This is a genomic window from Vibrio sp. M60_M70 (genome assembly GCF_037162085.1).
Lineage (GTDB): Bacteria > Pseudomonadota > Gammaproteobacteria > Enterobacterales > Vibrionaceae > Vibrio > Vibrio diabolicus.
In genome coordinates this window covers 758,426-782,716 of sequence record NZ_JARLUL010000001.1, presented here as the reverse complement: position 1 = coordinate 782,716, position 24,291 = coordinate 758,426, and the positions used below count along the sequence as shown (strand labels likewise).

At 45.4% G+C, this 24,291-nt stretch carries 17 protein-coding genes and 1 pseudogene; 5 read left to right on the top strand and 13 right to left on the bottom strand.

Annotated features, from left to right (window positions below; genetic code table 11):
* Window positions 1-117: 117 nt before the first annotated feature.
* The 10 genes and pseudogenes from ribBA to P4S59_RS03595 all read right to left on the bottom strand — a co-directional run bounded on the left by ribBA (window position 118) and on the right by P4S59_RS03595 (window position 10,243).
* A complete protein-coding gene (gene ribBA, locus P4S59_RS03640) occupies window positions 118-1,227 on the bottom strand; it encodes a bifunctional 3,4-dihydroxy-2-butanone-4-phosphate synthase/GTP cyclohydrolase II (RefSeq protein WP_047010155.1) in 1,110 nt (369 codons plus the stop codon).
* Between the two features lie 173 nt (window positions 1,228-1,400).
* The gene (locus tag P4S59_RS03635) at window positions 1,401-2,054 is read right to left on the bottom strand and encodes a riboflavin synthase (RefSeq protein ID WP_053811835.1); all 654 of its coding nucleotides are present in this window, start codon (window positions 2,052-2,054) and stop codon (window positions 1,401-1,403) included.
* 8 nt (window positions 2,055-2,062) lie between these two features.
* Window positions 2,063-3,189, bottom strand: a pseudogene (ribD, locus tag P4S59_RS03630) (bifunctional diaminohydroxyphosphoribosylaminopyrimidine deaminase/5-amino-6-(5-phosphoribosylamino)uracil reductase RibD).
* A 7-nt stretch (window positions 3,190-3,196) separates the two neighbouring features.
* Window positions 3,197-3,646, bottom strand: a complete 450-nt coding sequence (gene nrdR / locus P4S59_RS03625) for a transcriptional regulator NrdR (protein ID WP_005381578.1) — start codon at window positions 3,644-3,646, stop codon at window positions 3,197-3,199.
* 206 nt (window positions 3,647-3,852) lie between these two features.
* Window positions 3,853-5,103, bottom strand: coding sequence for a glutamate-5-semialdehyde dehydrogenase (locus tag P4S59_RS03620; RefSeq protein ID WP_337167989.1), 1,251 nt, complete (start codon window positions 5,101-5,103; stop codon window positions 3,853-3,855).
* Between the two features lie 17 nt (window positions 5,104-5,120).
* The gene (gene proB, locus P4S59_RS03615) at window positions 5,121-6,260 is read right to left on the bottom strand and encodes a glutamate 5-kinase (protein ID WP_005391413.1); all 1,140 of its coding nucleotides are present in this window, start codon (window positions 6,258-6,260) and stop codon (window positions 5,121-5,123) included.
* A 121-nt stretch (window positions 6,261-6,381) separates the two neighbouring features.
* Window positions 6,382-6,771 (bottom strand): sigma factor-binding protein Crl, encoded by a 390-nt coding sequence (gene crl / locus P4S59_RS03610; protein ID WP_005391414.1) that lies wholly within the window; start codon window positions 6,769-6,771, stop codon window positions 6,382-6,384.
* 115 nt (window positions 6,772-6,886) lie between these two features.
* Window positions 6,887-8,134: an esterase FrsA gene (gene frsA, locus P4S59_RS03605; protein ID WP_005391416.1), complete on the bottom strand. Its 1,248-nt coding sequence runs from the start codon at window positions 8,132-8,134 to the stop codon at window positions 6,887-6,889.
* 91 nt (window positions 8,135-8,225) lie between these two features.
* Window positions 8,226-8,690: an oxytetracycline resistance phosphoribosyltransferase domain-containing protein Tet(34) gene (gene tet(34), locus P4S59_RS03600; RefSeq protein WP_005391418.1), complete on the bottom strand. Its 465-nt coding sequence runs from the start codon at window positions 8,688-8,690 to the stop codon at window positions 8,226-8,228.
* A gap of 263 nt (window positions 8,691-8,953) precedes the next feature.
* Entirely contained in the window at window positions 8,954-10,243 is a 1,290-nt protein-coding gene (locus P4S59_RS03595) for an NCS2 family permease (protein WP_337167988.1), read from the bottom strand.
* Between the two features lie 1,024 nt (window positions 10,244-11,267).
* Here P4S59_RS03595 and P4S59_RS03590 point away from each other — a divergent pair.
* Window positions 11,268-12,740 (top strand): aminoacyl-histidine dipeptidase, encoded by a 1,473-nt coding sequence (locus P4S59_RS03590; protein WP_337167987.1) that lies wholly within the window; start codon window positions 11,268-11,270, stop codon window positions 12,738-12,740.
* 62 nt (window positions 12,741-12,802) lie between these two features.
* Here P4S59_RS03590 and P4S59_RS03585 read toward each other — a convergent pair whose 3' ends face one another.
* Window positions 12,803-13,342, bottom strand: coding sequence for a DUF3332 domain-containing protein (locus P4S59_RS03585; RefSeq protein ID WP_047010162.1), 540 nt, complete (start codon window positions 13,340-13,342; stop codon window positions 12,803-12,805).
* Between the two features lie 329 nt (window positions 13,343-13,671).
* Here P4S59_RS03585 and P4S59_RS03580 point away from each other — a divergent pair, with 329 nt between their 5' ends.
* The 3 genes from P4S59_RS03580 to P4S59_RS03570 all read left to right on the top strand — a co-directional run bounded on the left by P4S59_RS03580 (window position 13,672) and on the right by P4S59_RS03570 (window position 17,752).
* Complete coding sequence (locus tag P4S59_RS03580; RefSeq protein WP_005391426.1) at window positions 13,672-14,739, top strand: succinylglutamate desuccinylase/aspartoacylase family protein; 1,068 nt, start codon at window positions 13,672-13,674, stop codon at window positions 14,737-14,739.
* A gap of 264 nt (window positions 14,740-15,003) precedes the next feature.
* Window positions 15,004-17,190 carry a TonB-dependent receptor domain-containing protein gene (locus tag P4S59_RS03575; RefSeq protein ID WP_337167986.1) on the top strand — a complete coding sequence of 729 codons (2,187 nt, stop codon included), beginning with the start codon at window positions 15,004-15,006 and terminating at the stop codon, window positions 17,188-17,190.
* A 118-nt stretch (window positions 17,191-17,308) separates the two neighbouring features.
* Window positions 17,309-17,752, top strand: coding sequence for a DNA-directed RNA polymerase subunit beta (locus tag P4S59_RS03570; protein ID WP_104969120.1), 444 nt, complete (start codon window positions 17,309-17,311; stop codon window positions 17,750-17,752).
* 90 nt (window positions 17,753-17,842) lie between these two features.
* On the opposite strand, the gene P4S59_RS03565 is transcribed toward P4S59_RS03570, so the two are convergent.
* Window positions 17,843-18,151 carry a DUF3622 domain-containing protein gene (locus P4S59_RS03565; RefSeq protein WP_005391432.1) on the bottom strand — a complete coding sequence of 103 codons (309 nt, stop codon included), beginning with the start codon at window positions 18,149-18,151 and terminating at the stop codon, window positions 17,843-17,845.
* 293 nt (window positions 18,152-18,444) lie between these two features.
* The gene (gene purL, locus P4S59_RS03560) at window positions 18,445-22,338 is read right to left on the bottom strand and encodes a phosphoribosylformylglycinamidine synthase (RefSeq protein ID WP_337167985.1); all 3,894 of its coding nucleotides are present in this window, start codon (window positions 22,336-22,338) and stop codon (window positions 18,445-18,447) included.
* Between the two features lie 299 nt (window positions 22,339-22,637).
* Here purL and mltF point away from each other — a divergent pair, with 299 nt between their 5' ends.
* Window positions 22,638-24,215, top strand: a complete 1,578-nt coding sequence (gene mltF, locus P4S59_RS03555) for a membrane-bound lytic murein transglycosylase MltF (RefSeq protein WP_258634410.1) — start codon at window positions 22,638-22,640, stop codon at window positions 24,213-24,215.
* Window positions 24,216-24,291: the final 76 nt, after the last annotated feature.

Below are 24,291 nucleotides of genomic sequence, written 5' to 3'. Positions count from 1 at the left end.
CGCCGGATTCTAGCACAAATTTGTGAGCAATATCTAATGGAAATTGGAGGCAAATCACCGGTTCCTAGCCATTGACGAGTTGAGTGCGTAAAAGACTAGGAACTTATTGTTCGGTTGTTACTCGCAGACGTACTCAACCACGTTCAGACCAAAACCACCTAATGCGTGGTACTTTTTGTTGGTCGATGACAGAAGGCGCATATCATGTACACCGAGATCCGCAAGAATCTGTGAGCCCACACCGACACGGCGAGACGTGCCCTGTTTCTTAGCAAGCGTTGGTGCTTCACCTTTGTCTTGCGCTTCAAACATCTTCACACGATGAATAAGTAGATCGGTCGATTCTTCATGGCCAAGAACAACCAGCACACCGCCTTCTTCACCAATGCGTTTCATTGCCTTATCTAATGTCCAGCTGCGCTCTGCATTACGATCGCTACGTAGTAAGTCGGTAAAAACGTCTTGAAGATGTACGCGAACCAGTGGCGCTTTTTCTTTCAAATCGCCCTTGCACATTGCGTAGTGCACTTGGTTATCAATGGTGTCTTTGTAGGTGAATAACGTGAACTCGCCAAACTCTGTCGGTAACTTGCACTCTGCCACACGTTCAATCGTTGTCTCAGTGTTATTGCGGTATTCAATTAGGTCGGCAATAGTGCCCAATTTAATACCGTGCTTCTCTGCAAAGATCTCTAGATCAGGGCGACGAGCCATAGTGCCGTCGTCATTTAAGATCTCAACAATAACCGATGCAGGCTCTAAACCAGCAAGGCGAGCCAAATCACAGCCAGCTTCAGTGTGACCCGCGCGAGTCAGTACACCGCCGTCTTGAGCTGCGAGAGGGAAGATGTGACCAGGCTGCACCAAATCTGCAGCTTTGGCGTTTGGCGCAACTGCTGCTTGAACGGTACGTGCGCGATCCGCAGCTGAAATACCCGTCGTTACCCCTTCTGCCGCCTCAATAGAAACGGTAAAGTTGGTGGTGTATTGCGCATTATTGTCTTGCACCATTGGTGGCAGACCTAGGCTTTCGCAACGATCTTTGGTCATGGTTAAACAAATCAGGCCACGGCCATAGGTTGCCATAAAGTTGATGGCTTCCGGCGTAATATGCTCGGCAGCCATGATCAAGTCACCTTCATTCTCGCGGTCTTCATCATCCATTAGGATGACCATTTTGCCTGCGCGAATATCATCAATAATTTCTTGTGGCGTACTGATTGGCATAGTCTGTTATCCCGTTATTCTAAATTTGTTATTGCGACAGCAATGAAAAATCATGTTGCAGTGAATGCTAGTTAGGTCAATAGTTTGAGCTTTGCACCAAGCAAGTCAATGAATCTCGCGGTGTTCTGTGAGTCTGCTCTTTATCGCATGCCTCACGCAGCCACTCCCAAGACTTATGCAAAACCGTTTTGCTGTAAAAAGTCCATCGTGATACGAGACTCGGCCTTATCTTCTTGCTGTCCTTGCAGTAAACGCTCCATATAACGAGCAAGTACATCAACTTCTAAGTTTACTTTACGTCCCACTTGAAACTGGTCAATCGTAGTTTCTTCACTCGTATGAGGAACGATCGTCAGCTTAAAAGCATTTTTACGTAAGTCGTTGACAGTTAGGCTAATACCATCAACGGTAATCGAGCCTTTCTCTGCGACGTACTTGCTAATTTCCGCAGGCATTGCAACCCAAAACTCTATCGCGCGGCCAACTAAATTGCGTTCGACAATTTCACCAACCCCATCGACATGGCCAGAAACGATATGTCCCCCCAATCGCGTTGTTGGTAACATGGCTTTTTCTAGATTCACCTTATCGCCTACTTGGTATTCAGCAAACCCAGTTTTCTTCAAGGTTTCTAATGACAGATCAGCACTGTAATAATGGCTTCCGAAGTCAACTACCGTTAAGCAAACACCATTGGTCGCGATGCTATCGCCTAACTTAACGTCTGACATATCAAGCGTCCCCGTTTCAACTGTGACGGTGATGTCTTCGCCCTTCGGCGTAATCGCAGCTAACTTGCCAACTGCTTCTACTATTCCTGTAAACATACTATTTCTTATCTAAGTTCTTTACGTTTGATGGTGGCAGTGATGCGAATGTCTACCCCAACCATACGAACGTCTGTAATGTTTAAATCTATGACGTCAGCCATAGCGCTTAACCCTAAAGCACCGATAAGCCCCCGACCATCGCTGCCCATGAGTTTTGGCGCAAGGTAAACAATGAGCTCATCTACAAGATTAGCCTTTATCATCGCACTCGCTAGCGTAGCTCCAGCTTCAACCCATAAGTGATTGATGTGGTGCTCATCCGAGATACGCTTTAATGTTGTTGATAAGTCAATTTGGTCAGCGCTGTCCAATAGAGGGATACAGTCTCCATCTGGGCTAACAATAACTCGCTCTCCATCGGTGTGGAACAGCTTGAGCGCATCCGTTAAATGGTTCTGACGGTCTAAGATTACACGTACTGGTTGACGAAGTTCTTCTCGTAAATACTGCGCTTGAACACTGGTAGGTAAGTCATCCCAACGCACATTGAGTGACGCATTATCATCAATCACCGTTTTGCTGGTAGAGAGAATACCACCACTCATCGCTCGATAACGCTGCACATCTTGGCGGGCCGCAGGGAGGTGATCCATTGGCTCTGCCCATTGCTGAGTGCGCTTTGCCCATCCAAACTGGCCGCCATTTTTAATTGAACAAACGGCATGCCTGTACGCATGTACTTTATAAAACCAGGGTTAAGGGCAAGGGCATCTCGCTCTAACAAGCCGATTTGTACTTCAACTCCAGCATCACGCAACATCTGGATGCCCCGCCCCGCAACTTTAGGGTTTGGGTCTACCATTGCGCAAACCACACGTGCCACTTTGGCTTTGATTAACCCTTCAGCACATGGCGGTGTACGGCCGTAATGAGAGCAAGGTTCTAGCGTCACATAAGCGGTTGCACCAACTGCTTTTTCACCCGCCATGCGCATCGCGTGCACTTCGGCATGCGGCTCACCAGCGCGATGGTGATAGCCCTCACCAACAATTTCTTCATCACGAACGATGACGCACCCCACATTTGGATTTGGTGCGGTGGTATAAATGCCACGTCTCGCTAACTTAATAGCTCGTGACATCATGGCGAAATCTAAATCAGAAAACGCTCTTTCAGGAGTGTGTTGAGTCATGAGCTACTCAGTCTTCTAGGCGGGCAATCTCTTCGCCAAACTCGCGAATGTCTTCAAAGCTGCGGTAAACTGAGGCGAAACGGATATAAGCGACCTTGTCGAGCTCTTTGAGTTGGTCCATGACTAAATTACCAATCATTTCACTCGGAACCTCTCGCTCACCCGTCGCACGCAGTTGTGATTTGATCATACTGATCGCTAACTCTATAGAATCAGCACTCACTGGGCGTTTCTCTAAAGCGCGTTGAATACCGCCAACCATTTTATCTTCATCAAATGGTTCACGGTTACCATTCGATTTGATCACTTTAGGCATCACTAACTCTGCGCTTTCAAACGTAGTGAAACGCTCGCTACACGCCAAGCACTGACGGCGACGTCGAACTTGATGGCCATCAGCCACTAAGCGGGAATCAATAACTTTGGTATCGTTCTCGGAACAAAAAGGACAATGCATATCACCTCCATATCTATACCCAAATAACCTCATGAGCAATCACGGCTAACCACGCGTTCATGGTTATACGGACTCTATTAAAGCTATTTGGGTATAACGCTTTCAAACCGAAATAAAAGCTCATGTAGTGTAGCGGAATTGGTATGTTAGACAAAACAAAAAGGGGCCCAAAGGCCCCTTTTTCACTCAAGATCTCGTTGAATGTGTTAACTGCGTGCTAAGTAATTCGCTTTACCAACCCACTTGTAGCTAGTTAGCTCTTCTAAGCCCATTGGACCACGGGCATGTAGCTTTTGCGTGGATACTGCGACTTCTGCGCCAAGGCCAAATTGCGCACCGTCTGTAAAGCGCGTTGAAGCATTCACATAAACCGCCGCCGAACCGACAGAATTGATGAACAGTTCTGAGTTTTCCAAACTATTGGTCATGATCGCATCTGAGTGGCTCGCGTTATGAACACGCATATGATCAATTGCATCTTTCACATCAGACACGACTTTTACACCAAGGGTGTAGCTCAACCATTCCGTATCAAAGTCACCTTCAACAGCATCGCGTACTTGTTTCGCTTGCTCCATGAGTTCTTTTGCTTTTGGCTCTGCCACGAACGTCACTTTTTCGTCCATACGCTCAACGATCATTGGTAGAAACTGTTCTGCAATTTTTTCATGCACGAGCAGCGTATCTAGTGAGTTACATGCTGATGGGCGTTGAACTTTCGAGTTTTCAACCACATTCAGGGATTTCTCTAGATCAGCGGATTCGTCGACAAAGATATGGCTAATACCAAAGCCGCCAATAATCACCGGAATCGTGCTGTTTTCTTTACACATTTTGTGTAGGCCAGCACCACCGCGTGGAATGATCATGTCGACGTAATCGTCCAATTTAAGCAGTTGAGAGACTAACTCACGATCTGGCTTTTCAATGTACTGAACCGAAGCGGCAGGAAGGTTCGCCTTTGCTAGCGCAGACTGAATAACCTTCACTAATTCCATATTCGAGAAAAATGTCTCTTTGCCGCCACGCAAAATGCTTGCGTTGCCGGTTTTCAAGCACAGTGCCGCAATATCAATAGTTACGTTAGGACGCGCTTCATAAATTACGCCCACAACACCCAGTGGTACGCGGCGACGAGACAATGACATTCCATTTTCCAGTACCTTACTGTCGATTTCGCTGCCTACAGGATCGTTCAAGCTAATGACGTTGCGAACATCATTAGCAATTGCAGTCAATCGTTCTTCATTAAGCAAAAGGCGATCAAGCAGTGCATCGGTTAAACCCGCTTCACGGCCAAGTTCGATGTCTTTAGCGTTTGCCGCCAAAATAGCAACGGAGTTTGCTTCTAGCTCATCAGCAATGATCGCTAAAGCTTGGTTCTTTTGCGCAGTTGACGCTGTCGCTAATTCGAAAGCTGCATCTTTAGCAGCTTTACCCATATTCGTTAAATCCACTTTGCTTCCCTCTAATTCTATTCCTGAATGACGACCAAATCATCGCGATGAATCACCTCAGAGCCATAATCATGACCCAAAATAGAGATGATATCTTTACTGTGCTTACCAGTAATTTTAGTTAGGTCATCACTTGAGTAGGCGCTGATGCCACGAGCCACCAACTTACCGTGAGAATTTGTTACACGCGCCACTTCGCCTCGAGCAAAGTCACCACTTACTTTGATTACCCCTTTAGCAAGTAGGCTACTGCCCTTACCGACCACAGCATTTACCGCACCGTCATCAATAATGATGTCGCCCGATGCCGCAGGTCCCGCCAGAATCCAGCGTTTACGGTTTTCTAAAGCTTCAGCGCAAGGTAGGAAGCGTGTGCCTTGTGGCTCTGCACTCAAAGAGTCAAAGATAACATTCGGTGCACTACCGGCAGCAATAATAACCTCGATACCAGCGCGGCGAGCGATGTCTGCGGCTTGCAGCTTCGTTGCCATACCGCCAGTACCCAATGTTGTACCACTTCCTCCTGCGATTTTACGCAGCGTATCGTCGATGGTTTTTACTTCCTTGATCAACTCTGCATTTGGGTCTTTACGAGGGTCAGCAGTAAACAGACCTTTTTGGTCAGTTAAAAGCAAGAGCTTATCTGCGCCACACAAAATGCCCACCAAAGCGGAAAGGTTGTCGTTATCGCCCACTTTAATCTCACTGGTCGCAACGGCATCATTTTCGTTTACGATAGGAATAATATCGTTCGCAACGAGCGCATTGATGGTGTCACGTGCGTTTAAGAATCGCTCGCGATCTTCTAAATCAGCACGAGTTAGTAGCATTTGGCCGATCTTGATACCGTAAATACCAAACAAAGACTCCCATGTTTGAATCAAGCGACTTTGCCCTACCGCCGCAAGTAATTGTTTACTCGCCATCTCGTTGGGCAATGCGGGGTAACCAAGATGCTCACGGCCTGCTGCAATAGCACCAGACGAAACCATTACCACTGAATGGCCTTGTTTTTTAAGCTCAGCACACTGGCGCGCTAACTCAACCATGTGAGCACGGTCGAGTGCCAGAGTGCCGCCTGTCAGCACACTTGTACCCAGTTTCACAACGACAGTTTGTGGTTGTGAAACAACTGCATTTTGTTGATTCGTTGTCATGATGTCTTCTGAAGTGAAAAACAAATAAAGAGAGGATGTTTTAACAATCAAAGAGGGAATTAACAAGAGAAAAGGTGCGTTTTCGCACCTTTTTGTTTGGTATTAAATGAAAACAACCAAATTAAGCGAAATCGAAAGACTCCGTGTGATATTCGACTTCTAATTTGAAGTGTTCTTCTAAAGTATCAACCAGCTTTTGATGGAATGTGCTCTGCGTCAGATACACTTCCTCTACCGCTTTTTTAGGCAGGGCTTCAGATACCCATTGCCCTTCTTTGTTGTACTTGCCGATATGATATTTGGCAGTAAAGCCTCCTTCGATGGATTCCAAATCCATCCACCAGCCCCAAAATTCACGCTTTTCAGGCGATTTTTTGTCGTCTACACAAACAGATAGACAATCAAAATAATAGCGCCCTTCTTGCGATTGTGGTTCGCGCAGGTAAGGCCCTATCGCCTTCAACTTTGACATCAAGCGAAAGTGAGTCGGGCCCTGAGTCGTCTCTGACATATGAATCTCCGTTTTCATAGTTAAAAGTAAACACCCAAGAATGATTATTATTTTTAATTATCATGAGCTTATTTTTTGCTCAGATATATCACTCTTAACTAATTTAGGAGAATTGTCACCCTAATAATTCATCTTCTAGCCACTTTATGGCTAAATCGAGGGATTGCTCATATCCTTTTGTAATCGTTTTGGAACTGATTTTTTTCGCTCTGCCATACTGGCTAAACAGCGCAACGAGTTGGTTATCACTGTGTGGAGACACCGGATCGCCTTCAAGGCTCAAAGCTAAAATAGGTACTTTAGTTTTTCTACTGCTCAAGAAGCCCTGAACCTTCAATGACCAGGCCATCATCTGGCCCGCCATGCTATTAATATCAACCGCGCTTTTCCCTAAGCGAGAAGCCAACAGATCTAAGTACATCTTCGGCATTTTTTGCAGCTTCTCAGGGGAAGTAAAAATATCATGTACGGGTGCGCCAAGGGCTACACAAGCTTTGATCTTCTCTTGCTCAACAAAAGAGAGTCGGATCATGGCATTACCACCAAAACGAAATCCAACTAACCCCACTTTGTGATGATCCACCCAAGGCAATGAATACAGCTCATTTAGTACCGCTTGGTGCAGACAGCTTGAGTTCTCAGTCAAAGGCCAGTGAGAACTGTGCCCTACCGAAGGCATGTCAACCGTCAACATCGCAATATCTCGTGGTGCAAGATGATTGCGGAACAAACGCCACATGTCGGTTTGTAACGTATCGAGACCAGCGCTCACCATCACCACAGGCAGTTGTTTGTCGGTTCTTGGCAAATGAAGGTTCGCGATGATTTTGCGATTTTGGTAAGGCACTTCAATTTGCTTGATGGTGTACTTGGTCTTCTCTGCGCCGTCAGAGTACGCTTTGTTTGCCAGCACTTGAGCCTGCAAGGCCAAATTATCATTCTTCAGATGTGGGTAGCCTGCGATACTAAAACATAGAGATGCAGTGAAGAGTTCATCGGCGGCCTCCTCACCTTGCATTTCATTTGAACGCTTCTGATGCTCCATGCCGAGCTTAATCCACTCAAATGTCCAGTTGCCGTTGTGGTATCCCATTACGGTGTCTAACCAATCATCATTGGTTCGAGAGTGGGAAGAAGAAGCAATTTTAGAAAGCACACCTTCCATCTCTATCGGAGACAACCCTTGCCAAGCCCATTGCAAGCGGCGCAAATGACGATACCAAGCACGATCTCCCTGCGCCTCTCGCTCATCAAGTATTTTTTGACTGGTCGGCATGTACTGGGTAAGCGCAGAGGTTTCTTTTGCTTGCTTATGTTTCACGAACAAAGTTTCGGAAAGATTTTTACTGACGTCTTCAGACATAGGAAGAACCTTAGGCTATTAGCATGAGTTGTTATGATAATAAAAAAAATGCCCCTATACAGGGGCATTTCTCAATATTCTTTAATAGCGTTTATTTTTGCTTGCGGTTTACAGGCTCAGCGTACTGGATTGACATATCCCAAGGTTGTTCAATCCAAGTGTCTTGCGCGATATCTACCACGTAATCATCTAGCAACGCTTTGCCTGAAGGTTTCGCACACACAGCGATCATCTTCGCTTTTGGATACATCTCACGTAATTTGCGCGCCGTATCACCACTGTCTACTAGGTCTTCAACGATTAGGTAACCTTCACCATCGCCTTCAGGTGCTTTTAGTACCGTCATATCGCGCTGATGATCATGGTCGTAGCTTGAAATACAGATTGTATCAACGTAACGAATACCCAGTTCACGAGCCAAGATAGCGCCAGGAACCAAACCACCGCGGCTTACCGCCCAAATCCCTTTCCATTGCTCAGCTGGCATTTGTTTTTCAGCCAGTTCACGGCAGTAAGTCTGCATTGCATCCCAAGTGATAATGAATTTTTTACTCATTGTAATAACCTAATAATTTGAAAATATGCATCCTCAAAATCTAGCGAACTCACTCAAAAGCGGAATGCTCACTGACCTCTCCAAAACGTATGGAGATGAGGATTTCAAGCTGCGCAAACGATTATTCTACCGAAACACACCGCTAATACCAACGGTGATATCAAAATTCTCTGCCTATTCCGCAGAAAAACCGTCTGAAGTGAACAACGTGAAAAAAGAAAAAGCCAGCGTGAATAAATCCACACTGGCTTTTGCTCGAGAAATTAACCGACGAGGTATTTGACGATGAAGATGGCAGACATCACCCACACACTCATCGACACTTCACGGCCCTTGCCGCTGAATAATTTGATCGCCGAGTACGCGATAAAGCCTAACGTAATACCCTCTGCAATCGAGAACGTTAATGGCATCACCAAACAAGTCACAACAACTGGTGATGCTTCCGTTAGGTCACGCCAATCAATGCTTACTAGCCCAGACAACATCAAAATCGCGACATAGAACAGAGCGCCCGATGTTGCGTAAGCTGGGATCATTCCTGCTAGTGGTGAGAACAATAGAGCAAGTAGGAAGAGTACACCAACAACCACTGCTGTTAGACCAGTACGACCACCAGCCGCCACACCAGAAACACTCTCAATGTAAGATGTGGTGTTTGAGGTACCAAGTAGTGCACCTACTGACGTTGCCGTTGAGTCTGCAAGTAACGCTTTGTTTAAACGCGGGATGTTGCCATTCTCATCCGTGAGGCCTGCTTTTTGAGAAACACCAACTAGCGTACCTGCGGTATCAAACAAATCGACAAATAGGAAAGCGAACACAACGGAAATCATGCCAACTTCAAACAAACCAGAGAAATCCAGTTGCATGAAAGTGAGTGCAATGCTTGGTGGCGTTGACATAATACCGCTCCACTGCACATCACCAAATAGAAGGCCAAGCGCTGTAACACCAAGAATGGCGATCATCACCGCACCTTTCACACCACGGTGAACAAGCGCGATAGTAAGGAAGAAACCAATCGCAGCCAATACAGATGGCAATGATGTGATCTCTCCCATAGAAACTAATGTCGCAGGGTTATCAACGACGATGCCTGCATTTTTTAATGCGATAAATGCTAAGAAAAGACCGATACCGGCTGAAATACCAGTTCGAAGAGAATGCGGGATCGAGTTAATAATCCACTCACGGATCTTAAATATACTCAAAAGAATAAACAGCAGGCCTGAAACAAACACCGCCGCTAACGCAACTTGCCACGTATAGCCCATTCCCAACACAACAGAGTAAGTGAAAAATGCGTTCAGCCCCATTCCTGGTGCTTGTGCAATTGGGTAGTTGGCAACAAATCCCATGATGAAACAGCCGATAGCGGCCGCAAGACAAGTTGCAACAAAAATGGCACCACGGTCCATACCGGTATCCGACAGGATCGCTGGGTTTACAAAAATAATGTAAGCCATAGTTAGGAAGGTGGTAACACCTGCAATGATCTCAGTGCGCACATTTGTGCCATTGTCACTGAGCTTAAAAAGCCTCTCGAGCATGATCGAATCCTGTAAAGGTAAAAAGTAAACGGTTGCGTAATCGATTGGCGGGAATTATAAAGTTATCAAATAGCAAATTCTAGATAGAATCTTCACTCTAATGCGATTTTTTTCTTTGGATATGAAACCCATTCGCTAATTCTTAAAAGCAAAACAGGAAATATATTCTTATAAAACAACAATTAATAATTATCGTTCAGACCCCAACAACAGAATAAAAACTGAACAATGTACTAAACTTTCAAATAGAAACTGGGCGTTTTAAGCGTCATATCTAGGTGGATTTGACGGGGAAGTCGATAAAACTAAAGAACGGAGAATAGAATCTAGCCTTGATGGCAGAAAATGTGTCAGAAATAGAAAGTGGAGATAAAAAAACGCCACCCAATTTGGGTGGCGGCGAATCATGTCAGCACTATCACTGAAAAAAAATTCCAATTTATAGGGGTGAACAAACTGTTCGAGTCACATGCGTTGACTTCACTTAGTAGCCAAAGCTTGTTGGGTATACAAAGTTGCCGGTGTAAACAGACTTGCTATTCCAGAACATTGTACTTGGTAAACCTTTCATAACTATCACCTTTTAAATCAATTAAACATTCGTTGATTCTCGGTTCCTTGGAGGCGATAAAACGGACTCATCCTTTGAGCATTTCATTCTTCTCTCAGAAGCTGGTTACAAATATACCACTAAGAAATTTAATTACAAGCATTTTAGTGATTAAAATCACAAAAAATGTATAAATTGACCTTCATCAAAGTTTAAATGTAATTAAATTACAGTTTTGTGAATTAAAAAATAAAGCCACTTTCAGAATGTATGATAAAGAACACATAGTGCCTGTTATTGTGTTCACAAACTGTGACAGTTCTGAGAGAAATCCTTGTGCACGCGACTACTCGTACTCCTTATCAGGTGGTATGCTAAACGGCAATTTGAAGGCCAAATCGTCTAGCATTTAATGCTATTTCGACAATATTTTTACGGTATATATTTGGCAAAGCACATCAAAAGGAGTCCTCCGTGTCTGAGTTCCATTCTGAGATCAGTACCTTATCACCTGCTCCACTTTGGCAGTTTTTCGATAAGATTTGTTCTATCCCTCACCCATCTAAACATGAAGAAGCATTAGCACAGTACATTATCAACTGGGCAACAGAGCAAGGCTTTGACGTTCGCCGTGATCCAACCGGTAACGTGTTCATCAAAAAGCCCGCGACACCTGGAATGGAAAATAAGAAGGCTGTTGTACTTCAAGCACACATCGACATGGTGCCGCAGAAAAACGAAGACACCGAACACGACTTCACCAAAGATCCAATCCAACCTTACATCGATGGCGAATGGGTAACGGCGAAAGGCACGACGCTTGGTGCAGATAACGGGATTGGTATGGCTTCTTGCCTTGCTGTATTGGCATCTAAAGACATTAAGCACGGTCCACTCGAAGTTCTGCTTACGATTGATGAAGAAGCAGGCATGACTGGCGCATTTGGCCTTGAAGCTGGTTGGTTAGAAGGTGAGATTCTTCTAAATACAGACTCTGAGCAAGAAGGTGAAGTCTACATGGGTTGTGCAGGTGGCGTTGATGGCACCATGACTTTCGATATTTCTCGAGAATCAACGCCTGCAGGTTTTGTAACACGCCAACTGACGCTGAAAGGCCTAAAAGGTGGTCACTCAGGTTGTGACATTCACACAGGTCGCGGCAATGCCAACAAATTACTTGGTCGTTTCCTCGCGGGTCATGGGCAAGAGCTTGATTTACGTTTGGTAGAATTCCGTGGTGGTAGCTTACGTAATGCAATCCCTCGCGAAGCGTTTGTTACTGTTGCGCTTCCTGTCGAAAACCAAGACAAACTTGCAGAGTTGTTCGATCACTACACTGAGCTGCTTAAAACTGAACTGGGTAAAATCGAAACAGGTATCGTAACCTTTAATGAACTGCTCGCTACTGACGCGCAAGTATTTTCAATCGCCGATCAGCAACGCTTCATTGCCGCACTTAACGCATGCCCAAATGGCGTCATGCGCATGAGCGACGAAATTGAAGGTGTGGTCGAAACGTCACTGAACGTTGGCGTGATCACTACTGAAGAAAATAAAGTGACAGTTCTGTGTCTGATTCGCTCTTTGATTGACTCTGGCCGCAGCCAAGTTGAGAGTATGCTACGTTCAATTGCTGAATTAGCTGGCGCACAAATTCAGTTCTCAGGTGCTTACCCTGGCTGGAAGCCAGATGCAGATTCCGAGATCATGGCAATTTTCCGTGATATGTATGAAGGCATTTACGGTCATAAGCCGAACATCATGGTCATCCATGCTGGTCTTGAGTGTGGCCTATTTAAAGAACCATACCCACACATGGATATGGTTTCTTTCGGTCCAACAATAAAATTCCCTCACTCACCAGATGAGAAAGTGAAGATTGATACTGTTCAGTTGTACTGGGATCAGATGGTAGCGCTTCTAGAGGCAATTCCAGAGAAAGCGTAATTCAATCACGAAATACAACAAAGGGTGCTTTACGGCACCCTTTGTTGTTTGGCTGGACCAATTTACACGCGATTTTGCGTATAAGCAGCTAGCTCATCCATTGAGGTTTGTGCAACGACCTCGCCATCAATGTAGTAAGTGACAAACTCACCATCGCGCACACCCATGAGTGTCGCCTTCTCGCCGTTATTGTAAGTAATATCCATTTGAACAGTATTCTCATCGATTTGCTGCATTCGACCCTGCTCAATAACACGGTTATTCGCTAACGGTGCAATTGGCGCCGTCGTTAACGATTTATCTAACTGGTGGTTTACATCGATGTAAGTATCCATCTTTGTATCGAAGATATGTGGCTTACCATTTAAAGGGTTCTTACCCGTCCAAAACTCTAGAGAGTTAAATACGATGTAGTCCGCTGCGATTGCGACACCATAAACAGGTGCTAAAAGCATGTTTAGACCACCTCGAGCGTAACGGTTATCTACAGCTTTCAAGTTAAACCCCATGACATAACCTGTCACGGCATTACTGCCAACGCAACCTGAAAGTGAAACTGCTACAGCAGTCAATGCACCAATTTTAGCAATTGCCTTTTTCATCAAAACCTCTAGTTAGAAATGTTAGACCTCAAATTCGGCGCGGATATTATCGGATAAAAAGTAGGGTTAAAAGTCCGTTTTTTTGTCCCTCATTATCAGTATTATTTTTAATACAGTCACATTTTTTAAGCCTATGATTGCTCTTCCTTCTGTACCTCTCGTTATGTATTAAACTGATAGAAAAGATCATATTGAAAACAAAAACTTCACACATGCTGAGATTTCGCGCATGACGATTAAAGTAATTTGTCGTGTCCTTAATGAGAATGATTAGTGCAATTTTGCAGCAATTGTTACATTGCTGATAACGCATTTGACAGAGATGGTTTATGGCCAGAAGTAAAAAAAGCAAAGTGTTTGAGCTCTTAGGGCATCAAATACAACCAGGACAACGATTAGAGATCGAATTTGAAGCAGCGAAGCTATACACACATTCGCCTTTATCTATTCCTGTGGAAATCATCCATGGGAAACAAGAAGGGCCTGTGTTGATGGTGAATGCTGCTATCCATGGTGATGAGCTTAATGGCGTAGAAATCGTTCGTCAGATCATTAACCAACTGGATCCACAAAAACTGAAAGGCACTGTCATTGCAGTACCTATCGTTAACGTTTTTGGTTTCATCCATAAATCACGTTACTTGCCCGATCGACGAGATCTCAACCGTTGTTTTCCTGGCAGTGAAAAAGGCGCGCTTGCATCTCGAATGGCACACGGGTTCTTTAACAACATTGCCAAGCGTTGTGACTACATTTTGGATCTGCACACCGGGGCCATTCACCGCACGAACTTGCCACAGATTCGCGCAAACTTAAGCAACCCAGAAACTCTGCGTATTGCTCAGGCGTTTGCAACGCCAGTGATTGTTGACTCAGCATTGCGTGATGGCTCTTTACGCAGTGAAGCAGAAAAATGTGATATCCCCGTGCTAACCTACGAGGCTGGCGAAGCATTGCGTTTTGATCCACTTTCGATCAGCGCTGGTGTACTCGGGGTTCGGCGCGTAATGCAAGCCATTGGTATGTTGCGTGCGAGCAGGAAAAAGCTGCCAGAGCCTATCATAGCGAAGTCCACCAGCTGGGTTCGTGCGTCAGGTAACGGTATTTTGCGTACTGTCGTTAATCTGGGAGACAAAGTGGAACAGGGTGAAACGCTCGCCTATATCAGCTCTCCTCTTGGACATGATGAGGTAGAGCTCAAAGCGCCAAAGCGTGGCTTGGTGATCGGTCAACAAACTTTGCCACTGGTTAATGAAGGCGATGCGATCTTCCACCTTGCTTACTTCAACCAAGGTGATGATTCGGTAGAACAAGCCGTTGAAAGTTACATTGAAGGACTGACCGAGTTCGATGTCGAGCCACTGACTACCGGACAGATCCCGTTAGAAACTCAGTAATTCCTACCAAGTACGCACTTGATTAGCTCGAAAGGAGCAACAGTGCTCGCACCATCTTGTTTAAAAGCCAATGAGCTCAGCGTCCATGATGCTGGGCTTTTTGTTTTCTGTAAGCTAACGATACTCATCGTAGTTTCCACGAATGGATAAAAAACTTTACAAGCCATCGCAAAAACACATTTGATAATTAATCTCATTATCATTTATTAATCGTAATAATGTTCTTATAATCCGAGCTTCATAAAAACACTATAAATCATCAATATGAAACGATTAAAAAGTCATCCATTCAAAGTAAATCTCATTTCACTGACTTTGCTCTTCCCTCTTTATTCATATGCCGAGACAACGCCAAATGAAGAGCTTGAAGTCATCGGTGTGCGTTATGCCAAACCTATTACCATTGCAGAGCCTGCGCAAACCACCATTAATTGGTCAGAGATTGAAGAGCAACAGTACTCTAATTTTGCCTCAATGATCGATGCCGTTCCAGGCGCATCATTAGATGGTGGCGGCCGTTCCGGCGGCGAACGTATTAATATACGTGGTTTTGATGATCCAAGCGATATCGCCGTATTTGTCGATGGCGCTCCAATTGGCTTTCAACAATACCGCTACGGAACTTTCTTTTTTGATCCGTTCTTGATTGGTGAAGCAGAAATTATCAAGGGCGCGCACGACTATCGAGCACTCAACGGAAAGTTTGGTGGCTCAATTCGTATTAAAACCAAGAGTGTCGATGATCTCCTTTACGGCGACAGAAACTTTGGTGCTCGCATCTCAAGTGCATACAACACCAACGGCAATGAGAATGCCTACACGCTAACACTCTATGGTAAAAACGATACTGGTTTTTATTTTCTAGCGAATGGCTCGGTAAAAGATTCTGATGACATTAAAGTCGGTGGTGGTGAAACGCTGGATTACTCAGGTTATGAGCAAGAAAACATGCTCGTAAAAGTCGGTTATGAAAACAACGATCACGAGTTTGAAATTAGCCACACTCGCTACAAAGATGAAGGTCGTAAACCTTGGGCTAACCGCCGCGGAAAAATGCCTAACATCACTGAGTACAACATCAAGAAATACGGATCATTAGAAAAAGCCAAATACGCATACACCGTCAATAATAAATACACGGATAACACCACGACCATCTCTTACCACTACATGCCGACTAACCCGTATATTGATTTCAATATCAAAATGGCACGTTCTGAAAACGATCGTCACTGGGTTCGCCCTGACGTTGCATTCGAGAAAATGTTCGTTTCTGTTGGCAGTTACGGTCACGAGTCTTGGTTGAGTTACGAGCGTGACTATGCTGATGTGTTTAACCAAGCGCAGTTCGGAGACCACACTCTAGTGACAGGGCTTCAATATCAAAAAACAGATAGAGATTCATTAGTATTCAACGCATCATACGACAGTAATGAAGCCAAAAACTACGGTTGGTATACCCCTTACTACGAACCATCTGGCACTCAGTCAATTTATGCGGCTTACATTGCTGATCACTATCAAGCAACAGACCGTCTAACCATCACACCTTCTCTGCGTTACGAATACATCAAGAGTGAAGGAAAAGGGAACGCCGCACCGGATTATAATGATCCAGCCGCCGGACATGACTACGGTGAAACGACGCATAAAGGCTTTAGCCCACGTTTGGATATCGATTTTGATGCGACCAATAATACGCGTTTAAACGCCTCCTACGCCTACGCTTTAAAAGCACCAACCGTTGATAACATCTACTCAGTGCAATATGCACGAGCTACCGCTACGGCTACTGCTTTGAATCTGGACGTGTCTCGTATCCATGCTTATCAAGCAAGCGTTATCAACTTAACGGAAGGGCTGGTGAATACTCGCGATAACCTCGCAACAGAGTTAACTTTATTCTATAACGATGTTAGCGACACGGTTGATATACGAACGGGCGAAAACCTCGACACAAATACTACTGAGTTACAAAGCTGGAATACAAACCTAGATGGCTTTAAAAACTACGGCTTTGAGCTAATTTCACAATACCGGATTGAAGATTTCTACAGTAATTTCTCAGCAAGTTACATTCGCGGCAAAAACAAAGGCAGTTTATCTGACTCTACAGGTTCAGATGATGATCACCCTGATGTGCCACCATTAAACATTAATCTGGGTTTAGGTTACGAATGGATTCCGGGTTTACGTACGGGCTGGGAAGTCCGTTGGTATGATGCGCAAACCAAAACCAAGGCAAGCGGTAACAATTTAAAAGTGAAATCGCCAAGTGAGCAATACACGCTACAAAACGCTTACGTGGTTTGGGAAATACAACAAGTCGAAGGCTTGAGTGTTGGCGCTGTTGTGAAAAACTTAACCGATCGTTACTACGAAGCATACCTATCTAATGGCGTGCCTTCGCCTGGTCGCGAAGTCAAACTGCACCTCACTTATCAATACTAACCATACCTAAAAGATGCAGGGCAGACATTAACTGCCCTGTTATATCGTGTCCAACGGACATAATTGCACACCGTTTTATTTACCAGTACTATCATTTCTTTTTGCTTGCATACACACTATGAACAACTTAAAAACACTGTTTCTTCTTGCTTGCTTCGTTCCAGCAAGTCAAAGCCTGGCACAGACTTCTGAGAGCATTGCTGACTACTTACAAGAGCAGAGTCAGCACCAAGTCATTGAGGATCATTACGCACAACCAACAACAAATAATCTGAATCTAGACGCCAAAGCAAACGCGTTAACTTGGCACGAAGATGGCAAGCCGGATCACTGTCGTTACGCCAAGCAGCCCAAGGACGTCGCAACACATTTCGACTACGGTGAAGCAAACGATCTATCTGACGGATTGCAACACTTTGATTTACCAGAGAGGCACTCGGCAAAGGGTAAGTCAACACATCGCACTTATGCTAATAACCCTCACCTTCTTCCTGGCAATAAACAATTTGCAGCCCCTGAAGACGCTACGTTTAGTCTGTCAGTATCCTCGGATTGTTTTTAAGTCGATACAATAAAAAATGCCCTGAGACAAAGCTCAGGGCATTTTCACTTTTTGTTTGATGGGTGACGTCACCATCTCACCGACTTGAATCTATTCTTCGTCAGCGTCTACTTCAGCGTCACGTGCTTTGCGGGCTTCTTCTTTACGAACTTTTGCCGCTAGTTGTTCTGCTTCACGCTCTTGACGTTGCGCTGCTTTACGCTCGTTACGAACCACTTGGTTTTGGATAAAACCAGCCAGTTCTTGTTCAGCCCAAGCTTGTGCTTTCTCTTCGCTGTCAAAGCCAGTTTCACGCTTTGATACTACAGTCTTACGAGATGTCACTTGGCGAGTGATTTCTGCGCTCCAGCCGTTACGTTTTTCAGTGACGCGGATAGCAAATTTTGGATTCTTAGACATTTCTTTCATTTCCTAAGGGATTTAGGGATCAATCAGGGATTCGGTCAACTTGATAACTCCATCTAAGCTGAGCTGTTTAACACCATCCCTTGGTAAGCGCGGTATTAGAGCATAAAAGTAATCTAAACGCTGCAAGTTTTTTACGCTAGATAATAGATGACAAAGAAGAGGCAGAACAAAGCAACGTTTCGCCAAGTCACTAGAAAGAGCGGCGAAGAAAAAGAGTGATAAGAAAAAGAAAGCGCTGGTCTCTCAACCAACGCTTTACTTAAGCTAGATTAACCTTTGGTTAATTAACCGATATTCTTACGGGCATTTTGGAACATACGCATCCAAGCACCATTTTCACCCCAACCTTCCGGAGCCCAAGAGTTTGCAACTGTGCGGAATACGCGCTCTGGGTGAGGCATCATGATAGTCACGCGACCATCTGCTGTTGTTAAGCCAGTAATCGCGTTTGGCGAACCGTTCGGGTTGTTCGGGTATTGTTGTGTTGGGTTACCGAGGTTATCCACGTAACGAACCGTAACCGTACCTGATGCTTCAATCGCTGCTAGGTGCTCTGCATCACGTACTTCTACACGCCCTTCACCGTGGGAAACCGCGATTGGCATGCGCGAACCAGCCATTCCGTCGAAGAATACAGAATCAGATTTCTGAACTTCAACTAGGCTAAAGCGCGCTTCAAAACGCTCAGATTCGTTACGAACAAAACGTGGCCACAAGTCTGCACCCGGGATAAGTTCTTTCAGGTTAGAAAGCATCTGACAACCGTTACATACACCTAAAGAGAACGTCTCTTTACGGTTGAAGAAGGCTTGGAACTGTTCACGGGCTTGTGCGTTAAACAGGATAGACTTAGCCCAACCCTCACCCGCACCTAGTACGTCGCCATAAGAGAAGCCACCACAAGCTACTAGGCCATGGTATTCATCCAGTACCGCTTGACCCGTTAGGATATCGCTCATATGAATGTCGGTTGCTTCAAAGCCTGCGCGGTCAAACGCTGCTGCCATTTCAACGTGGGAGTTAACACCCTGCTCACGTAGAATCGCCATCTTAGGTTTAGCACCTTTCGCAATGTACGGTGCTGCAACGTCTTCATTTACGTCGAAGCTGAGCTTAACGTTTAAACCTGGGTCAGAGTTGTCTTTCTTAACTTCGTGCTCTTGGTCAGCACACGCTGGGTTATCACGTAGACCTTGCATCTTATGCGTTGTTTCAGCCCAGATAACGCGTAGTTCGGTACGTGAACGTTCAAGCACAACTGCATCACCAGAAGTGATAATAAAGTCGTCTGAAGCGTTAACTGAACCAATCACATGTGAACATGCCTCTAAGCCGTTTGCCGCCAGAGTAGATAGAACTGAATCCAGATCATCATTCTTAACTTGAACAACCGCACCTAGCTCTTCGTTAAATAGAACGGCTAGCGCATCATCACCCAGCTCTGCGATGTTCGCTTTTACGCCACAGTGACCCGCGAACGCCATCTCAGCCAGTGTAACAAATAGACCGCCATCGCCCTTATCGTGGTAAGCCACTAGCTTGTCATCACGTACTAACGCTTGCATTGCATCAAAGAAGCCTTTTAGCTGCTCTGCGTTATCTACGTCAGCAGGTTTGTCACCCAGCTGTTTGTATACTTGTGCCAATGCTGTCGCACCTAAGCGGTTTTTGCCGTTACCCAAGTCAACAAGAACTAGAGAAGTATCGCCTTTGTCAGTGCGTAGTTGTGGAGTCACGGTCTTACGTACGTCTTCCACACGACCAAATGCCGTGATAACTAGAGACAGTGGAGAAGTGACTTCTTTACTCTCGCCGTTCTCTTCCCACTTGGTTTTCATCGACATGGAGTCTTTACCAACTGGGATCGTCAAACCTAATGCAGGACAGAGCTCTTCACCCACCGCTTTGACTGCTTCATAAAGACCTGCATCTTCACCTGGGTGACCCGCTGGCGACATCCAGTTCGCAGACAGTTTAATGTGTTTAATATCACCGATTTCTGTTGCCGCAATGTTCGTTAGTGACTCACCAACCGCTAGGCGAGCCGATGCACCAAAGTCTAGTAATGCCACTGGCGTGCGCTCACCCATCGACATTGCTTCGCCGTGGTAAGTGTCATAGCTTGCCGCTGTTACTGCACAGTTTGCTACTGGTACCTGCCAAGGGCCAACCATTTGATCACGAGCAACCAGACCCGTTACTGTTCGGTCACCGATAGTAATTAGGAATGTTTTTTCTGCAACCGCTGGAAGACGAAGTACGCGATCCACCGCTTCATTAAGCTCAATACCATCACGAACAATGGCAGGGCTTTCCACTTTTAGTGTGGTTGCGTCACGGTGCATCTTCGGTGGCTTACCAAGTAGGATATCCATTGGCATATCGATTGGCGTATTGTCGAAGTGAGAATCTTCTAACGTTAGATGACGCTCTTCTGTCGCCACACCCACCACTGCATACGGTGCGCGTTCACGCTTACAGATTGCGTCGAATGCTTCCATGTTTTCTGGCGCTACCGCTAGAACGTAACGTTCCTGTGATTCGTTACACCAGATTTCCAGTGGGCTCATGCCCGGCTCATCGTTTGGTACATCGCGTAATTGGAACTTACCGCCACGCTCACCGTCGTCGACAAGTTCAGGCAATGCGTTAGAGATACCGCCTGCACCCACATCGTGGATAAATGCGATTGGGTTGTCGTCGCCTAACTGCCAACAACGGTCGATCACTTCCTGACAGCGACGTTCCATCTCTGGGTTTTCACGCTGTACTGAAGCAAAGTCCAGATCTTCTGCTGACTGACCAGACGCCATTGAGGACGCCGCGCCACCACCAAGACCGATGTTCATTGCCGGACCACCAAGTACGATTAAGCTCGCACCCACTGGAATTTCTTTCTTCTGCACGTGTTCGTCACGAATGTTACCCATACCACCAGCAATCATGATTGGTTTGTGGTAACCACGGATTTCTTCACCCGCGTGAGAGGTCACTTTTTCTTCGTAAGTACGGAAGTAACCCAATAGATTTGGACGACCAAATTCGTTGTTGAATGCCGCGCCGCCTAGAGGACCTTCAAGCATGATGTCTAGCGCGTTAACAATACGACCTGGCTTGCCAAAGTCGGTTTCCCATGGCTGTTCAAAACCAGGAATACGTAAGTTAGAGGTTGTAAAACCAACCAGACCCGCTTTTGGCTTACCGCCGATACCCGTCGCGCCTTCGTCACGGATCTCACCGCCTGAACCAGTCGATGCGCCTGGCCATGGAGAGATTGCTGTTGGGTGGTTGTGCGTCTCTACCTTCATCAAGATGTGTGCATCTTCATGGTGGTAAGTGTATTGACGAGATTTAGGGTCTGGGAAGAAACGACCCGCTTTAGAGCCCGTCATAACAGCCGCGTTGTCTTTGTATGCAGACAGCACATAGTCAGGTGTCGTTTCGAACGTGTTTTTGATCATTTTGAACAGAGACTTAGGTTGTTCTACCCCGTCGATAGTCCAATCTGCGTTAAAAATTTTGTGGCGACAGTGCTCTGAGTTCGCCTGAGCAAACATCATCAATTCAATGTCGTTTGGGTTACGCCCAAGCTTAGTAAAGTTCTCTACCAAGTAATCAATTTCATCTTCTGCGAGTGCCAAGCCTAGGGAAACGTTTGCTTCTTCAAGCGCAAGACGACCGCCCGCTAAGATATCAACATGTGCGACTGGCTTAGGCTCAGCGACTGTAAACAGCGCTGACGCAGCTTCAAATTCTGTAAATACCGTTTCCATCATACGGTCATGAATTAACGCTTTGACAGCGCCAACTTGAGCTTCTGATAGAACAACTGAAGATTCGACATAATAAGCCGTACCGCGCTCTAGACGTTTCACTTTATCCAAGCCACAGTTAACAGCGATATCGGTAGATTTAGAAGACCAAGGCGAGATAGTGCCTGGACGAGGCGTAACAAGAAGTAGAAGACCTTCTGGCTCATGCTCTTCGATGGTTGGGCCGTAAGTTAGTAACTTTTCAAGTTTTTCTAACTCTTGGTCATCAAGGTCAGACTTTAGATCGGCAAAGTGCATAAACTCGGCATAAATGCCAGTTACAGGCAGATCTTGTTCACGACAAAGTTCCAGTAGTTTATTAACACGAAACTCAGAAAGAGCTGGGGAGCCACGCAAAATTCTCATGTGCTTAGGTCTCTTATGCAATTGATTAAGGTGATATTGGAATAAATTCAGACACTTAAAATAAGCCCTGTCGAACCTATGCCGATTCCACCTCGTCATTGCGAGCGCATTATATAGCAATTGTTTTTGTGATGTAACACCAAAAGCAACCGTTTGCGTCATTTTTTTTGTCAAATTTGAATTACGACTAAAATGTCGATAAAACACACAATGTCACGCTATAAGTGTGTGATTCACTTTGCCCCATGAGCTCGCTTTGATATAAAGGCAAATAGAAATTTCCTAAGATGTACCTATTAATGCAAATAAGCCAGCTCAACCGACTCAAGCGCAGCGCTCTAATTTTTGTTTCTGTGCTACTACTCTCTGCCTGCCAGATTGAGTCGGAACCCAAAAGTGAATTCGAAAAAATTCAGGAACGTGGCGTGCTTCGTGTTGGCACGCTAAACAATCAGCTTTCCTATTATATTGGTCCCGATGGTCCCGCTGGGTTGGATTACGAATTGGCGCGTCAGTTTGCGGAGCAGCTTGGCGTCAAGCTCGAGATTAAACCTGCCTTTCGCCAAGCCGAGCTTTTTCCAGCTCTTAAGAAAGGAGATATTGATCTCATCGCTACGGGCTTAAATCAAACGTCACAAGCGGTAAAACGCTTTAGACCTGGCCCTGCTTATTATTATGTAAGCCAACAAGTTGTGTATAAAAAGGGGCAACTTCGACCACGTGATATCGAACAGCTGATTGAATACCAAGCATCGAAAGACAGCGAATCTGACGAAGATACAAATGCAGGCGCGCAAACATTAAAGATCGTTGAACAATCGCAATATGTTCCGACCCTAACCGCATTAAAGAAGCAATACCCAGAGCTGCAGTTTGAAATTGTTGGCGATGCTGACACGAGAGACTTACTTAAATACGTATCCACTGGTGAGTTGCGTTTTACTGTGACTGATTCGGTGGAACTTTCCCTAGCTCAGCGCCTTTACCCCGATCTTGCACTCGCGTTTGAACTTACAGAAGATCAACCGGTGTCTTGGTTTACTCGACGCTCTGAAGACGAAAGTTTGTATGCGATGCTGATAGAGTTTTTCGGTAACATTAAACAATCAGGAGAACTGTCCACTCTCGAAGAGAAGTACATTGGTCATATTGAAGCATTTGACTACGTTGATACTCGCGCATTCATTCGAGCTCTGGATGACAAATTGCCTAAGTGGGCACCTTTATTCCAAAAGTACAGCGAAGAGTTCGACTGGCGCTTAATTGCAGCATTGGCGTATCAAGAATCACACTGGAAGCCAGCGGCAAAATCGCCAACGGGTGTTAGAGGGATGATGATGCTTACTCTGCCAACAGCGAAAAGCGTCGGGGTAACAAACCGTTTAGACCCTGAGCAATCTGTTCGTGGTGGTGTCGAGTACTTACGTCGCATTGTAGGTCGCGTGCCTGATAGCATCAACGAGCATGAAAAAATATGGTTTGCCCTGGCTTCATACAACATTGGCTATGGCCACATGATGGACGCACGACGACTTACTAAAGCGCAAGGTGGCGATCCAAACGCTTGGGCGGATGTAAAAGACAGATTGCCTTTACTGCGTCAGAAGCGTTACTACAGTCAAACTCGCTATGGGTACGCCAGAGGTGATGAAGCGCGTAATTACGTAGAAAATATTCGACGTTACTACCAATCCATCATTGGTCATGTCAGCCAACAGCCAGCGATTGATGAGAATAGCGATGACTTACAAGTGATTCCGCCGCTCAACCCCGACATTTTGATATCAGGGGCTGTAGAGGCCGTCGTAGAGCAAGTATCAGGTGCTTCTGACGTCACAGTTGAAGAAGACACCGAACAAGAAAGCCCTGAAGAATAGACCCGCGGTAAACTAAAAAATGACGAGCCTATGAAGCTCGTCATTTTTGTTGAGTCCTAGCGAAAACTTATCTAGA